This window comes from uncultured Methanobrevibacter sp. (assembly GCF_937906425.1).
In the GTDB taxonomy this organism is placed as follows: domain Archaea; phylum Methanobacteriota; class Methanobacteria; order Methanobacteriales; family Methanobacteriaceae; genus Methanobrevibacter.
This window is the reverse complement of the sequence record NZ_CALCYR010000240.1, coordinates 1-14,655: the sequence shown is the minus strand read 5'-3', so window position 1 is coordinate 14,655 and position 14,655 is coordinate 1. Positions and strand designations below refer to the sequence as shown.

Sequence of the window (14,655 nt, the reverse complement as noted above, 5' to 3'; positions counted from 1 at the left end):
GAAAATTTTATAAATTTTAAAAAAATATTTATTATTATGAAATTAATTCAAACTCCAATCACTGATGATGTCATAAATGATTTGAAAGTAGGGGATAAGATATCCCTTTCAGGTAAAATGTATTGCGGTAGGGATGCAGTTTTGCCTAAGTTATCAAGATCAATTATTGATGGTGATACTGACAAATATCCCTTTGATTTTAAGGGAATGGCTATTATGCATACAGCATTTAGTGTTGCAGGAATAGCTCCAACTACAAGTAATAAGACTGAAATAGAATCATCCATTCCAACACTTTCATCTGCAGGGGTTAAATTTCATATTGGAAAAGGTTCATTGTCTGAAAAGACAAAAGAGGAGTTAAATAAATATAATTCTGTGTTTATTGTTTGCCCTCCAGTTGCTGCACTTTTGACAAACAATGTAGTAAGCAAGAGCTGTGTGGCTTATAAGGAGGAAGGAATGGAAGCTTTCTTTGAGCTTGAAGTTCGTGACATTCCTGGAATTGTAGCTATTGCTCATGGTGAATCTTTGTAAGTGTTTTTTAATATTTTTTAGCTATTTTTGTTTTTTTCTAATTTTTATAATCTGGTTTTTTTTAAAATTTTTTTATTCTTTTTTCCTCTTTTTTAAAATATTAGTTTTCAAATGCTCGTTAAAAGTTTTTATATATTTAAAAATATATTATAATTTGATTTTGAAAATTTTTATTTGTTATTTAAAATTTATTGGGTATCTTTTTTAAAAAATTCTAAATTTGGCATTATTTTAATTAATTTTTTTAAATTTATTGTGTATCTTTTTTAAAAAATTTTAAATTTGGCATTATTTTATTTAATTTTTTTATTATGTTCGTGGAGATTTAATTATGCAAAGAAGGGGAACAACAAATTTGCCATTGCATGGAGGGCATACTCCAAGATGGCTATTTGATAGAATGACAAAGCTTTCAGGAGCTATTTCTGAAGTTGTTATCGATGAGTATGGTCCTCTTGAATTTTTAAATCGTATTTCAAATCCTTACTGGTTTCAGGCCTTTTCCTGCGTTCTTGGATTTGATTGGCATTCTTCAGGTACAACAACCACAACCCTTGGTGCACTTAAATCCTCCATAAAACCTGAAGAGCATGGAATTTATATCTCTGGAGGAAAGGGTTCTGCTTCCCGCAATACTCCGAAGGGAATTGAGTATGCAGGTGAAATATTTAACCTTAAAACAAGCAGTGTGGATGAAATGATTAATTCCAGCAAGCTTTCGGCAAAGGTTGACAACTCATGTATCCAGGACGGTTATACCTTGTATGTTCACAATTTCTTTGTGACTGAAAAAGGTGATTGGGCGGTTGTGCAACAGGGAATGAACACTGCAACAAAATATGCTCGAAGATACCATTGGATGAGCAGCAATGTGGATGATTTTCTTTCAGATCCCCATAATGGAATCTCCTGTGATAAAATGGAGAAAAAGGCATTGAATATGGCTTCAAAGGATAGTAAGGAGTCTCAAAAAATCAGTGTTGATTTGATTAATGATAATCCTGACCATTTGCGAAGCTATTTTAAGAGAAAAGACCAAAATCAACTTCTTTTAACTGATTTCAGTATAGATAAGGAAAATACCTTGACATTGCCTGCCCATCACCAGGTCTTGGATATGGACTTGTCTGATAAGGAATTTGAGGTCTTGAAAAATGCTTGGGAAATTCAGCCTGAAAACTATGAGGAACTTATTCTATTGAATGGAATAGGTCCTAAAAAAATAAGGGCTCTTGCTTTAATCTCAGATTTGGTCTTTGGAGAACCTGCAAGTTGGAAGGATCCTGTAAAGTATACTTTTTCCCATGGTGGAAAGGACGGTTTTCCATATCCTGTTGATAGGGAAGTTTATGATAATTCCATTGCAACAGTTAAGGACGCTTTATATCAGGCAAAATTAGACAAGTATGATAAAATGAAAGCATTAAAACGCTTGGACGATTTTATTTCTTAAAATCATTGTTTATAATAACTGTTTAAAAATAGTTTTAATTAGTTTATTATTTTTTTAAATTCTTTTTTTAAAATAGAAATGGTTAAAGTAATTTTTAATTAATTACTTCTTTTTTAAAATAGAAAAGGGTTTAAAGTAATTTTTAATTAATTACTTCTTTTTTAAAATAGAAAAGGGTTTAAAAGTAATTTTTTATGAAATTACTTCTTTTTTAAAATAGAAAAGGGTTTAAAAGTAATTTTTAATTAAATTACTTTTTTTAAATATATTTAGTTTAGTTATTGTTTTTTTATTTTTTTTTATTCTTCTCTTGGTTTTCTATTTTCGTCATGGATATTAACTGTTTTTCCATGAGCTGTTGGAATAACCTCAAAGACAGGATCTTTAAATTCCAAATCAAATTCTTTTCCGTCCATTAATAAATGTTGGAAAATTGCAAGTGCAGCCACTTCAGAATGTGGCTGTGTAGTAACTGAAACATTCCAGTCAGCATTTTTATAAACTTTTGTAGGTACCTTTGCACCTCCTACAATAATCAGAATGTCGCTGTCGGAGTCTTGGACCTCTCCAACTATTTCATGGGCTTGGGAACCATACATTGTCAAATGAACTATTTTTCCTCCATTGTCTCTCCAGTTCATTATGACTTCCATATAGGACTTGTTGTATTCGATTTCAAAGTCCCCTCCCCATCTGTCTGCAATGTCTCTTACACTTTTCATCATGCTGTGGTCTTCTTCACCTGCCAGCCAAACTTTACTTGCTCCAAATGCTCTTGCAGTTAAACAAACATGGGTTGTAATACGTGTATCCCTGCCAATTCTGTGATCTAATCTTAAAACGTTAATGTTCATATTATTTCCTTCTTATTATAAATTTAAATCCCTGATTTTTGTTTATTGTGTGATTTTGATTATTTTTATTTTTAATCATTATTATTGAATTTTTCTGTAATTTAAATTATTTTTAAATTTAAATTATTTTTATAATATTTATAGTTTTAATAAAATATTTATTTTAATTTTAATTATTTCTTAAATTAAATAACAGCTATTGAAAAAACAGTTATCATGAAGAGGAGGGAGAAAAGTCTTCCCAATTCATTTGAACTTCCTAAAACGTCTCCATTTGCTATCTTTAAATGTTTTTTAGCAAGCAATGAACATAATGCTCCTCCAAATATTCCGCCTAAAACCCCTGCAATTCCAAGAATGGCTCCAAATTGCCAGGATAGGATTATTGCAATTATCAATGCAATGATTATTCCAACAATGTAATTTGCAATGTTGATGTATTTTATGAAATATTTTCCTATGCCTTCAGGTGATGGCTTGGAGCTTATGCAACATGTGATAAGCCCTACCTTTGCTGACATTTCCCCAATTGCAATCATTAGGATTCCATAGATGCTGTTTAAATTAGCAAAATTTAAGATGGAACTTAATGCAGCTATTGTAATTGTTCCAACCACAAATCCTGTAGCGATTCCGCCAACTCCGGTCATTGGATCCTTCATTATATTCAATTTCTTTTCAGGAGTTCCATGGACCATAATTCCATCACCAAAGTCCATCAATCCATCAAGATGATTGAATCCGTTAATCATTATTAAAAATCCATAGACTATGCATGCAACAAGCAGCGGGTCAAAATGAATTATGCCCATTAACAAATAGGCTATAATTGCTCCAATTAGCCCAACAAATGCATTTATGACTGGCCAGAACCAAGTCATTTTAGCCATTTCATCTATTGTTGTGTAGACATTTAATGGAATTATTGTTGTAAATGTTAATAGGCCTCCAATTGAACGTAGGATAGAAGGCTTTTGTTTTTTAAAATAATCGTCATTATTATGTTCTTTCATTTTTTCAACTTTTATTAAATTTTTATTTTAATTTTTTTGATGTTTTTGTGAATTTAATTTTTTCAATAATTTTATATTAATGAAGTAAAAAGAAGCTATTTTTTATTTTTCTTCAAATAGTTTGGTCATTGAACCTGCAATAAGTCCTGCAAAGGCATTTGAAAGGATTGGTCCTAATCCATATAATATTCCAGGTTTATTTTTTGAATATCTTCTGAAGTTTAAAACTCCCTTTGTTCCGGCGATTTGATTTGCAATGCTTATTCCAATCAATTCGTCTGGATAGAAGTGAATCTCTTTTTTAGATATGTCAATTTCCCTTATTCTTTTATTGTTCAGGTCATCTTCAAGTCTTATTGCAGACATTAAAAGTCCATTTATGTTCTTGTCAGAGAAGTTTTTAACAAGGATTTTTTCCAATTCCTCTTTTAAGTCATCACTTTCCTCCACATTTTCAAGAAGTGCAAATCCTGCCTCAATCAAATCCCCTATGAGAATTCCTTCAGATACGAAATAATCCAAAATGCCTGCATTCAGATTTATTTTTTCCAATGCATCTTCACAGCTTATTGTAACTGCATCTTCAATTCTTTGGCTGAACTCGTTAAAATCAATTTCATCATCTTCATATTCAAGATTTGTAATGTCTAGACCAACGTCCATTACATAATCCTGATTTAAGGTCTCTTCTGGGAGATTGGATGCTATAACTAAAAAATCATTGTTGTTTAAAATATTGTTTATGTGAAGAGGCAGTCTTAGGGACTCGAAGAATTTTGCCTTTTGCTTGATTGCAGTCTTGTATAGCTGAATAAGCAGTTTTGGACTAAGGGAATGGTCCAATATGATTATTTGCCCAAATTCCAGTTTGGCCTTTTCAAAGCCTTTCCAGCTGTTTAAGACTTTCAAATCATCTGTGAATTTCTGCAATTCAAGGTCATTTGAAACAACTGTGATAATGCTTATGTCATCATAGGTGTTTGTGATAAATTCCAATTTATCAAAGTTTTGGGAGATGTATCCCCCTTCAATTTCATTGTTTTCCTTATACATTTCAGTTATTTCCATCAGTTCCACATCATCAATGATTTCTCCTTCATTCAATCTGTTGAAATTGATGTAATTGTTGGATAAAATCATTATGTTTTCGATAATGTCTATTCCATCGCTGATTTTCAAGTCACTGAATGTTAGGAAATAATCAGGATTGTTGATGTATAATGCATCCTCCATTTTAATGAGTGTTCCATTATTTAATTGCTTTATTTCCTCATTTTCCAAGTTTTTCTTATTTTTCTTAGACAATTAAATTCCTCTTCAATGATTTTTTAATAAGACTTAAATTTTAATCTTTGATTATTTATGAAATAAATTTTTTATTCCCTATTAACAGATATAGATTTATAATAAATATTATTTAATTGTAATTATAAAATAAGTATAATGGATTTTTATTTATTCATTTAATTTAATATTTTATTTAGAAATAGTTTATTCATTTGTTAATTTAATAGTTATTTTGAATTGGATTATCCATTTGTTAATTTAATAGTTATTTTGAATTTTGAATATTCTTATTAATCAATTAAAAATTATTCTTATCGTTTTAAATTATCTTTAGGGATGTAATTTTATGGTTTTTATAATAGACCCTCAGAATGCAGGTATTTCTGGAAATATGATTATAGGAGCTCTTGTTGATTTGGGAGCGGATTGTGAAAAGGTTAAAAATCTTATGGGAGATGTGGCTTATGACTTTGGTGAGGTTGAAGTTTCCATTGAAAAGGTAGATAAATCAGGTATCAAGTCAAGCTTTTGCAATGTGTGTGTTTTAAATGAAGATCATGAACACAATCACCACATTCATTTTCCAGACTTTTTGGAAAAAATTGACCTTTTGAGATTTGCCGAGATTGAAAATTTAACTGATGAAATGATTGAAAAGGCAAAATCAGTATTTAAAAGAATAGCTATTTCAGAGTCTCGTGTTCATGGGAAAACTTTGGAGGAAGTTCATTTTCATGAAGTTGGCGCTGCAGATGCAGTTGCTGATGTTTTAGGTTCTATTTGTGCTTATTATGATTTGGGAATGGATAAGGATAAGGTTATAGGTCTTCCTATTGCTCTTGGTGGAGGAACAGTTAAATCAGCTCATGGAAGAATTCCTGTTCCTGCTCCTGCAAGTCTGGATATTCTTAAGGGTTTAAATGATGATGAATTTGATGACTTTTCAAAAGGGGAGGCAAAATGCTTTGGCGGTCCTGTAGACAGTGAACTTGCAACTCCTACAGGTTGTGCATTGTATATGGAATTATGTGATGAGTTTCTTGAATTCCAACCTATGATGTCTCCTGAAGAGATTGCCTATGGCTGCGGATCTAAGGAATTCGATTTCCCTAATGTCCTAAGAGTCATCAAGTCAAAGGAAACTAATGAAAAGCATAAGGTTTATGTTATTGAAACAAATATTGATCATATGTCCGGTGAGGAATTAGGATTCCTTTTTGACATATTGCTTATTGAAGGAGCTTCAGACGTTTCAATGGTTCCAATCACCATGAAGAAAAACAGGCCTGGGCATTTGATAAAGGTTATTTCAAGGGCCAAGAATGTTGATCATTTGGTAAACATTTTATTTAAGGAAACTGGAACATTGGGAATCAGAATTTCTGAAAACACTCACAGAGGTGTTGCTGAAAGACAATTCATACCTCTCGACATTAATGTGGGAGACCACATTTACACTATTAACTTTAAGATAGGATTGTTAGGGGATGAGATAATTTCCCACAGGCCTGAATATGAGGACATACGCAGAATTTCTGTAGAACAGGACATTCCTTTATTAGAAATTAGGGAAGTTGCCAATACTATGATTAGAGACTTTTTAGAGAATAATAGGCAGTAAGTGCTTTTATTCTTTTATTTTTTTATTTTATTCTTTTAATTTTTTATTTTATTCTTTTATTTTATTCTTTTATTTTATTCTTTTATTTTTTTATTTTATTCTTTTAATTTTATTTACATTATTTTTTCTATTTTTTCTATTTTTTCTAATTTTTTCACTTTTTCGCTGATTTTTAATTTAGAATTTGTTTTTAGGATTTTGTTTATTCAGTTTTTTTAGTTTTTGTTTTTAGGATTTGTTTACTCAGTTTTTTTAGTTTTTGTTTTTAGGATTTTTTTTATCTTGTTTAAAAAAATTTAAATAATACGAAAGATTATTTATAATTGTATTTTAATTTTTGTGAAAAATTGAGTTGATTTTTAAAAGATTAAAAAGGGTGAGAGAATGAAGATTCCAAAAATTAATTTTGCTACATTATCAAGATTTACCATTGTTTTTGCAATAATTGTCTTGTTGGTAAATAAGCTTAAATTTAATTCAGAGATTTTAGGATATCTTTCAATGGCTTTAGCACTTTTGTCAATGGTTTTTATGGGAATTTTTATTTTCCAATTTAAAAATGGCGCTTTTGATAATAATATGAAGCTTGTTGTTGAGACAAATGTTGATAAGGCTTTAGCAGATGGTGTTATTTCTCAGGAACAAGCAGAAGCAATTCCAAAAAGAGTTGTTTTAAATGCCAATGATTTGCTTTTAAATTTAATCTTTAATTTAGGTATTGAAAATCATTTTGATTTAATTCCTGTTGATATTCTTAAGGAATCACTTCCTCAAGTTCCTTCAGGTCAATTGATGAGATTATATGAACAATCAAGAGATATTAGTGATGATTTAAATGATTATTTCAGGTCTCAAAAGTTTTTAAATAAGGCAGATGTGATCTTAAAGGCTGATGAGATTAAGAGATATTTGAAAGAGAAATATCCTTGGATGGCTCCAGAGACCTTGAAAAATACTTATGATTATTTCTTTTTAGGAATAGGCAATGGATAATTTTTATTTAATCTATTCCTTATTTTACTATTTTTTCTATAATTTTTTAGTTATCTATTTTTTTTATTTTCTTTTTTCTATGCTTTTTTATTTTTGTGTTAGAATTCCTTTTTAAAAAGTTTTATACTAAACGAACTCATGCTTGTTTTATTGGGTTTCTCTTTTGTAGAAATTGTTTAAAAATAGTTTTTTATCTAAAATTAAGGGATGTTAGTTTTTTAAAAATAGTTTTTTAAAAATAGTTTTTTTAAAATAGTTTTTTAAAAATAGTTTTTTATCTAAAATTAATGGATATTAGTTTTTTAAAAATAGTTTTTTTTTTTTAATCAAAATGAAGTAAAATAAGGTGTAAAGAGATTAAAAATCTCTTTTTTAAAAAAAATAAAAGTGGTTATTATTTAATAACCATTAAATTGTCTCCTGCATTAACAGTGTCTCCTTCTTCTACGAAAATTTCTTCAACTACTCCGTCGCTTTCAGCTTGGATATCGTTTTCCATTTTCATAGCTTCAAGAACTGCTACTACAGAACCTTTTTGGACCTTGTCTCCAATATTTACTTTTAATTTAAGAACCATACCTTGCATTGGAGAAGTTAATCCTCCTTCAACTGGGGTGAATGGACCCTTGTCGGTTTCTTCAACTTCCATAAATCCTGTTGGCATGATTTTAACATCAAAGACATCTCCATCCACTTCTACAGAATATTCGGTAGGAATAGCGTTTAATGAATTGTCTTCCATAGATTTTTGTTCCACTGAAACCAATTCTTCTTCTTCAGCTTCTCCTTTTAAGAATTTCTTAGCCACAGCAGGATAGAGGGCAAGAGTGAGAATATCCTCTTCTTTTTCAATTATTCCGAGATCTTCCCCTTCTTTTTTGAATTTATCATATTCTCCTTCCAATAGGTCTGCAGGTCTGCAGGTGATAGGTTCCTCATCACCAATAATCTTTTTGGCAATTTCCTGATTAACTGGTGCTGGAGCACGTCCATAATTACCTTTCATGTATTCCTTAACTTCGTTGGATACAATCTTGTATCTTTCTCCGTTCAATACATTCATTACAGACTGAATACCTACGATTTGACTTGTAGGGGTTACAAGAGGTGGGAATCCCATATCCTCTCTTACACGAGGCATTTCTTCCAATACATCCTGATATCTGTCTAATGCATTTTGTTCTTTTAATTGTGAAATTAAGTTTGAAAGCATTCCTCCAGGAATTTGATAAATCAATACGTCAGTATCAATTCTTTCACTGATTGGGTCAATTAAGCCTCCGTATTTCTCTCTTAAGATTTCAAAGTATTTCTTGATTTCATTTAATGCAGTCAAGTCAAGGCCAGTGTCAAATTCAGTTCCTCTTAAGGATGCTACAATACTTTCTGTTGGAGGTTGGGAAGTACCCCATGCCAATGGAGAAATTGCAGTGTCTAAAATGTCAACACCTGCTTGACAAGCGGCATAATAACTGATTGGAGTAATACCGCTGGTACAATGTGAGTGTAAATTGATTAAAAGGTCAGTTTCCTCTTTCAATCTGGAAACCAATTCATAAACACTAGCCGGATCAATTAAACCAGCCATATCCTTGATTGCAATTGAATCACATTCCAATGCTTCAAGCTCTTTAGCAAATTCGACAAATTTGTCTACAGTATGAACTGGGCTGATTGTGTAACTGATGGTTCCTTGTACATGTGCACCTTGTGCCTTAGCGACCTTGATGGATTTTTCCATGTTTCTAACGTCGTTCATTGCATCAAAAATTCTGAAAATGTCCACACCGTTTTCGTAGGATTTCTCTACGAATTTAGTTACAATATCATCAGGATAATGTTTGTATCCCACTAAGTTTTGACCTCTTAGGAGCATTTGTAAAGGAGTTTTTGTGAATCCTTCTTTTAATGATCTTAATCTTTCCCATGGGTCTTCATTTAAATATCTTATACAACTATCAAATGTTGCTCCACCCCATGCTTCAATGGCATGATATCCGATTTTATCCATTTCTTCAGCAATAGGAACCATGTCTCTGGTTCTCATTCTTGTTGCTAAAAGGGATTGGTGAGCGTCTCTTAGTGCAGTTTCTGTAATTTTTATTTTCATCTTTACACCTCACTCTAAAATTATTATTAAAATAAAATAAATTTTATATCATTTTAAGTTTTTATGGTTTAAAAGGTTTTCTAATATTGGTTCGATTTAAGCATTTAAAAAATTGATATAAAAATTTTCATTATATTAATATATTTTGTTAATACTATTAATAATACTTAACTATTTTTTTTCAAGTTTTTCATGGAAAATAGTAGATGTCTGATTTTTATTTGAAATTTTTTTCATTTGTTTAATGTAAGTAATATGAGGTTTGAAAATATTGAATCATTTTTAAAATTATTTATATTTTGTTAATGACTATTTTAAAAAAATCAGATTTTTAAATTTATTTATATTTTGTTTATATTTGTTTTTTAAAAAATTTGGATTTTTATTTAATAAATTTTAAAAGAGTCAATTTTCTTATTTTAAAGGAGAATTTAATATAATAAAAATAGTTTTTATTCTTTTGAAATATTTTTTTTATTTTTGATTAGAATAGCCTTTGTTTAAAATGAAATAAAAGAATAATGGGTTTAAATCAAATAGAAATAGAAATAGAAATAGATTATGAATAAATAGAAAAAATAAAAAAGAAGAGAGAAGTTAAGAAAGTCTTAACGTTCTAATTCTCCATTGATGAAAGCTTCTACATTTGCAGCAGCTTCGTCGTCTGTAAATTGGACTGGAGGGTGTTTCATCACATATGATGAAATGGAGGTTAATTGTCCGCCAATTCCTCTTTCAATACCTAATTTACAACATCTGATTGCATCAATTACACAACCTGCAGAGTTAGGAGAGTCTTCTACACTTAATCTAAGTTCAATTTCCATTGGGACGTCACCAAAGGTTCTTCCTTCCATTCTCAAGAAACAAACCTTGTTGTCCTTTTGCCATGGTACATAATCACTTGGACCAATGTGTATGTCATGAGGATCCATTCTTTCTGCAAGAACCGCTTGAACAGCTTCTGTTTTAGATTCTTTTTTAGAGTCTAAACGTTTTCTGTTAAGCATGTTCATGAAGTCAGTGTTTCCTCCAGTATTGATTTGGTAAGTGTGATCTAATTTTACGCCTCTTTCCTTAAAGAGGTTACTTAATGTTCTATGAGTAATGGTTGCACCAATTTGTGCTTTGATATCGTCTCCAACAGCAGGAATTCCTTTTTCTCTAAACTTAGCATCCCATTCAGGGTCACTTACAATAAATACAGGCATACAGTTAATGTATGCAATTTCTGCATCCAATGCACATTGTGCATAGAATCTTGCAGCTTCTTCTGAACCTACTGGCAAATAGCTAAGTAATATTTCAGCACCGCTGTCTTTTAAAGCTTGAACAACATCAACTGCTTCTTCATCTGCTACCTTAAAGGTGTAGTCATCTTCGAAATCAGCCATATGTTCACTGACACCATCTAAGACAGGTCCCATTAAAACTTTTACATCACTTTTTGGAATTTCACTTTGGAAAACGGTTGTACAGTTTGGTTTTGCAAAAATAGCTTCATCAATTGTTTTTCCAACTTTTCTTTCATCAATATCGAAAGCAGCTACAACTTCAATGTCTGTTGGATCCCATTCTCCAATTTTCCAGTGCATAAGTCCAATTGCATCCTCTGGATTTTTGTCCTTGTAATAATAAATTCCTTGGATAAGGGAACTTGCACAGTTTCCAATTCCTACTATTGCAATTTTAATTTTACTCATACTTTCACCATAGTAAAAAATTAATAAATATTATATTTAATATGTAAAACTTAAAAAATTTTATTTTAAAATTTTTAAAAGTCATTAAATCTTTTTAATTTTTTTAAATATATCTTAAATTTAGATAATTAATCAATAGATATTTTTCAATAGATTATTATATATCTAACAATTATAGATATAATTAATATGATATTTATATCTATTTATAATTTGGCATAAGTTTTGTTTTTTTTTAACTTATGTCTATTGTTTTTGGCATAAGTTTTGTTTTTTTAACTTATGCTTTTTTGTATTTTGGCAAAAATCTATGTTTTTGTGTTGTGTATAATTATTAAATTTATTTATTAAAAGTCTTTTGAAATTTATTGTCGGCAGTGATTTGATGAGAAAAGTAATTTTAATAGCATTTTATTTTAATCAAATAAATGAAATTGCTTCAAAGCGTTTGAGGGCATTGGCCAAATATTTGCCTGAATTCGGTTGGGAGGTAATTGTTATTGCGCCGGATTTAGGAAATGTTCCATTGGAAAATGATTCCTTAGATTCTAAAATAGTCATTACTGATTATGAGGATATGTTTTCCCATTATTTGAATAAATTTAAGTTTAAAAAGGGGAACACTAAGGATGTCTCTTTTGAAGGTCTTGATTCAAATTCCAATAGTGGGAAAGATAATGATAGGCTTAAGGATTCCTCTTCAGTTTCAAATCCTCTTCTATCTAAGGCAGTATCTCTTGCAGGTGAAATATTCGCCTATCCTGATGGTATGAAGTATTGGTATGAACCTGCATTTGAAGAAGCCTCTAAAATCATTGAAAGTGAAGACATTTCTGCAATAATCAGTTCCTCATGGCCCATTACCTGCCATACAATTGCAAAAGACTTGAAGAAAAAATATGATATTCCTTGGGTTGCTGATTTAAGGGACCTTTGGAATTTAAATCCATATGTTTCCCATTCTTTTATAAGGGAGCATTTTGAGTTAAATCTTGAGAAGAAAACATTTGAAAATGTTGATGCCTTAACAAGCACTAGTGAACTTGCAAAGGAAACTCTTTCCACATTACATCCAGACAAGCGGATTGAGGCTATTTTGTCAGGTTATGATGAGGATGATTTTAAGGTTTTAGATTCATTTAAAGAAGACGATATGGATGATTTTAAGGTCTTGGATTCATTTAAAGAAGAGGGTGATTTTAAGGTCTTGGATTCATTTAAAGAAGATGATATGGATGATTTTAAGGTTTTAGAGTCTTCACATGAAGATAATGTTGAGGATTTAAGTTCTAATTCAAGTTCAAAATTAAAATTTATTTATGCAGGTTCCTTATATGGTGGAAAAAGAGATCCTGAATTGTTGTTTAAGGCCATTAGAGAGCTTGAAGATGAATCAAAAATAGATTCCTCCAAGATTTCCATTGAATTTTATGGAGACCGCGGCAATTTGGATGAAATTGGAATGAAATATGGTCTTTCAGATATTTTAAAGATAGGTGGAAGAATCTCTCATGATGAGGTTCTTAAAAAACAGGCTGATTCTGATGTTTTATTGCTTATCTCCTGGAATGATGAAAAGGAGAAAATATTTATTCCAGGTAAACTCTATGAGTATTTTGCATTAAGAAAACCTGTACTCTCAATTGGGTATAAGGAAGGTTCTCTCAATGATTTAATCAAGGAGACAAATGTGGGTTATCATGTTTCTGATTTGAATTCAACCAAGGAAGCAGTATTAGGGATTTATAATGAGTTTAAAGAAAGGGGTTCAATTAAATTAAGTTCAGATGCTGATGTTGAAAAGTATTCCATGAGAAATATGGCTTCAAACTTTGCAAAACTCTTGAATGAATTAAATTAAATTTTTCATTTTTTAAAATTAAAATAGTTTTTCAATCAATTATAAATTAATTATTAAATCAATTAAATTATTAAATCAATTAAATTATTAAATCAATTAAAGTAAATTATTAAATCAATTAAAGTAAATTATTTAATCAATTAAATTAAATTATAAATATTATTTAATTTAAATAGATTATTATAAAAATAAAGTAAAAATAAAGTAAAAATAAAATAATCTAAATAAAATAAAGTAAAAATAGAATAAATTAAACTTTGATTTTTATTGTGGTGAATTTGATGAATGCTTATTTAGAAATTATTCGTCCGGGAAATGCAGTTATGGCAGCTATTTCTGTTGTTTTAGTTATGTTTGTTGCTCATTATTATGCTTTGCCTGCCATTGTTTGTGCTTTAATCGTTTTCGTATGCACAGGTGGGGGAAATACAATAAATGATGTTTTTGATTATAAAATTGATGAGATCAATAAACCTAATAGGCCTATTCCTTCAGGAAGAATTAGCTTAAAGAATGCAAAATATTACTCTTACCTTCTTTTTGCCATTGGTGTTGCATTAAGCATTGTGGATGATTTTATGGTTGGGGCAATCTGGCCTTCAGTCATTGTTATTCCTGCAGTAATTATCATGTACTTTTATGCAAGAAATCTCAAGGCTATGCCTTTGGTAGGTAATTTAACAGTTGCAATATTGACAGGATTTTGTTTTGTAATTGCAGGAACAGTAATATCCTGTGCAAGTTCCTCATTGAATATCCTATTCATTTCAATCTATTTAGGCCTCTTTGCTGTTTTCATGACTTTGGCTCGTGAGATTGTCAAGGATATGGAGGATATTGAAGGTGACAAATTGGAGGGAGCAAGGACATTCCCTATCCTGTATGGCAAAAAGATCTCTTCAATCATTTCAATAGTTTTAATCGTTGTTACTACATTGATGTGCCCAATCCTATATTTCTATAAGATTTTTAACATCCTATACATGATTATAATGATTGTGCCGATTATCATATTTTTATACAGCGCTTATAGCTTAAAGTTAAATCCTCCAGAGGAAACCTGTGCAAAGGTTTCTAAAAATCTTAAGATAGCTATGTTAATAAGTTTTGTGGCATTTGTACTCGGATCTTTTAATTGGCCATTTTTAAGTTTTTTAATTTAATTTTAAAGTATTTTTAAGTATTTTTAAGTATTTTTAATTTTATTTTAAAGTATTTTTAAG

The 14,655-nt window shown here is 30.1% G+C and carries 11 protein-coding genes; 6 read left to right on the top strand and 5 right to left on the bottom strand.

The genetic code is table 11. The annotated features are described in order from the left end of the window. The first annotated feature begins 36 nt into the window (after positions 1 to 36). The gene (locus Q0138_RS06980) at positions 37 to 537 is read left to right on the top strand and encodes a fumarate hydratase C-terminal domain-containing protein (RefSeq protein WP_297982547.1); all 501 of its coding nucleotides are present in this window, start codon (positions 37 to 39) and stop codon (positions 535 to 537) included. A 331-nt stretch (positions 538 to 868) separates the two neighbouring features. Next, a complete protein-coding gene (locus Q0138_RS06975; protein WP_297982544.1) occupies positions 869 to 1,990 on the top strand; it encodes a DUF763 domain-containing protein in 1,122 nt (373 codons plus the stop codon). A 299-nt stretch (positions 1,991 to 2,289) separates the two neighbouring features. Here Q0138_RS06975 and Q0138_RS06970 read toward each other — a convergent pair whose 3' ends face one another. The 3 genes from Q0138_RS06970 to Q0138_RS06960 all read right to left on the bottom strand — a co-directional run bounded on the left by Q0138_RS06970 (position 2,290) and on the right by Q0138_RS06960 (position 5,162). After that, positions 2,290 to 2,844, bottom strand: coding sequence for a tRNA (cytidine(56)-2'-O)-methyltransferase (locus Q0138_RS06970; RefSeq protein ID WP_297982541.1), 555 nt, complete (start codon positions 2,842 to 2,844; stop codon positions 2,290 to 2,292). A 185-nt stretch (positions 2,845 to 3,029) separates the two neighbouring features. Beyond that, positions 3,030 to 3,857 carry an adenosylcobinamide-GDP ribazoletransferase gene (gene cobS / locus Q0138_RS06965; RefSeq protein ID WP_297982537.1) on the bottom strand — a complete coding sequence of 276 codons (828 nt, stop codon included), beginning with the start codon at positions 3,855 to 3,857 and terminating at the stop codon, positions 3,030 to 3,032. A gap of 102 nt (positions 3,858 to 3,959) precedes the next feature. Continuing rightward, positions 3,960 to 5,162 carry a phosphatidylglycerophosphatase gene (locus tag Q0138_RS06960; protein ID WP_297982534.1) on the bottom strand — a complete coding sequence of 401 codons (1,203 nt, stop codon included), beginning with the start codon at positions 5,160 to 5,162 and terminating at the stop codon, positions 3,960 to 3,962. A 328-nt stretch (positions 5,163 to 5,490) separates the two neighbouring features. Between Q0138_RS06960 and larC the strand changes: the two genes are divergently transcribed. After that, positions 5,491 to 6,765 carry a nickel pincer cofactor biosynthesis protein LarC gene (gene larC, locus Q0138_RS06955; RefSeq protein WP_297982531.1) on the top strand — a complete coding sequence of 425 codons (1,275 nt, stop codon included), beginning with the start codon at positions 5,491 to 5,493 and terminating at the stop codon, positions 6,763 to 6,765. 384 nt (positions 6,766 to 7,149) lie between these two features. Further along, positions 7,150 to 7,758 (top strand): hypothetical protein, encoded by a 609-nt coding sequence (locus tag Q0138_RS06950; RefSeq protein WP_297982529.1) that lies wholly within the window; start codon positions 7,150 to 7,152, stop codon positions 7,756 to 7,758. A gap of 394 nt (positions 7,759 to 8,152) precedes the next feature. On the opposite strand, the gene oadA is transcribed toward Q0138_RS06950, so the two are convergent. Together oadA and Q0138_RS06940 are read right to left on the bottom strand one after the other, a co-directional pair. Further along, positions 8,153 to 9,868, bottom strand: a complete 1,716-nt coding sequence (gene oadA / locus Q0138_RS06945) for a sodium-extruding oxaloacetate decarboxylase subunit alpha (RefSeq protein WP_297982525.1) — start codon at positions 9,866 to 9,868, stop codon at positions 8,153 to 8,155. 608 nt (positions 9,869 to 10,476) lie between these two features. Further along, complete coding sequence (locus tag Q0138_RS06940; RefSeq protein ID WP_297982522.1) at positions 10,477 to 11,571, bottom strand: inositol-3-phosphate synthase; 1,095 nt, start codon at positions 11,569 to 11,571, stop codon at positions 10,477 to 10,479. A 385-nt stretch (positions 11,572 to 11,956) separates the two neighbouring features. On the opposite strand from Q0138_RS06940, the gene Q0138_RS06935 reads away from it, so the two are divergent. Then, entirely contained in the window at positions 11,957 to 13,432 is a 1,476-nt protein-coding gene (locus Q0138_RS06935) for a glycosyl transferase GT4 family protein (RefSeq protein WP_297982520.1), read from the top strand. A gap of 281 nt (positions 13,433 to 13,713) precedes the next feature. Next, on the top strand, positions 13,714 to 14,595 hold the full coding sequence (locus tag Q0138_RS06930; RefSeq protein WP_297982518.1) for a UbiA family prenyltransferase: 882 nt from the start codon (positions 13,714 to 13,716) through the stop codon (positions 14,593 to 14,595). Positions 14,596 to 14,655 lie beyond the last annotated feature (60 nt).

Excerpts from the sequence above, each read along its gene's own strand:
- Q0138_RS06980 (WP_297982547.1), top strand. The coding sequence starts at position 37 with ATGAAATTAATTCAAACTCCAATCACTGATGATGTCATAAATGATTTG.
- Q0138_RS06975 (WP_297982544.1), top strand. The coding sequence starts at position 869 with ATGCAAAGAAGGGGAACAACAAATTTGCCATTGCATGGAGGGCATACT.
- Q0138_RS06970 (WP_297982541.1), bottom strand. The coding sequence starts at position 2,844 with ATGAACATTAACGTTTTAAGATTAGATCACAGAATTGGCAGGGATACA.
- cobS (WP_297982537.1), bottom strand. The coding sequence starts at position 3,857 with ATGAAAGAACATAATAATGACGATTATTTTAAAAAACAAAAGCCTTCT.
- larC (WP_297982531.1), top strand. The coding sequence starts at position 5,491 with ATGGTTTTTATAATAGACCCTCAGAATGCAGGTATTTCTGGAAATATG.
- Q0138_RS06950 (WP_297982529.1), top strand. The coding sequence starts at position 7,150 with ATGAAGATTCCAAAAATTAATTTTGCTACATTATCAAGATTTACCATT.
- oadA (WP_297982525.1), bottom strand. The coding sequence starts at position 9,868 with ATGAAAATAAAAATTACAGAAACTGCACTAAGAGACGCTCACCAATCC.
- Q0138_RS06940 (WP_297982522.1), bottom strand. The coding sequence starts at position 11,571 with ATGAGTAAAATTAAAATTGCAATAGTAGGAATTGGAAACTGTGCAAGT.
- Q0138_RS06935 (WP_297982520.1), top strand. The coding sequence starts at position 11,957 with ATGAGAAAAGTAATTTTAATAGCATTTTATTTTAATCAAATAAATGAA.
- Q0138_RS06930 (WP_297982518.1), top strand. The coding sequence starts at position 13,714 with ATGAATGCTTATTTAGAAATTATTCGTCCGGGAAATGCAGTTATGGCA.